The organism is Adlercreutzia equolifaciens, from assembly GCF_029076695.1.
Classification (GTDB): Bacteria; Actinomycetota; Coriobacteriia; order Coriobacteriales; family Eggerthellaceae; genus Adlercreutzia; species Adlercreutzia equolifaciens_A.
On record NZ_JARFIK010000244.1, the window covers coordinates 1 to 319 of the forward strand.

A 319-nucleotide genomic window follows, 5' to 3' on the forward strand; every position below is an offset into this window, starting at 1 on the left:
TGCTGAAGGCGGCCACCGATATCGACAGTGCCCGCAATACGCCTCTGGCCGTGTCCGTCTACATCGACGACACGGCGCCCGGCGATGTGGTGGGCCACGTGCGCAGCGCCTTCGCTCGCGCCGGCGCCCATACCCGCGTTACCTTGGGTTATTTGGGCGACGGGCTGGTGGAGCCCTATGGCGGCGACGACATGGCCGTCATTGTGGCCGGCTCATCCACGGCCATCGGCGAGCAGGCGGCCCATATTCGCAACGCGGGCATTCCCGTCAGGGTGGCCACTACCATGCCGCATCACGTGGCGGCCGCGTCCGAGGCGGC

Annotated in this window: 1 pseudogene; it reads left to right on the forward strand. The window is 68.7% G+C overall.

The features are described 5' to 3' along the window. Nucleotides 1-319: pseudogene (locus PZH32_RS12240) on the forward strand (hypothetical protein); the annotation flags it as partial.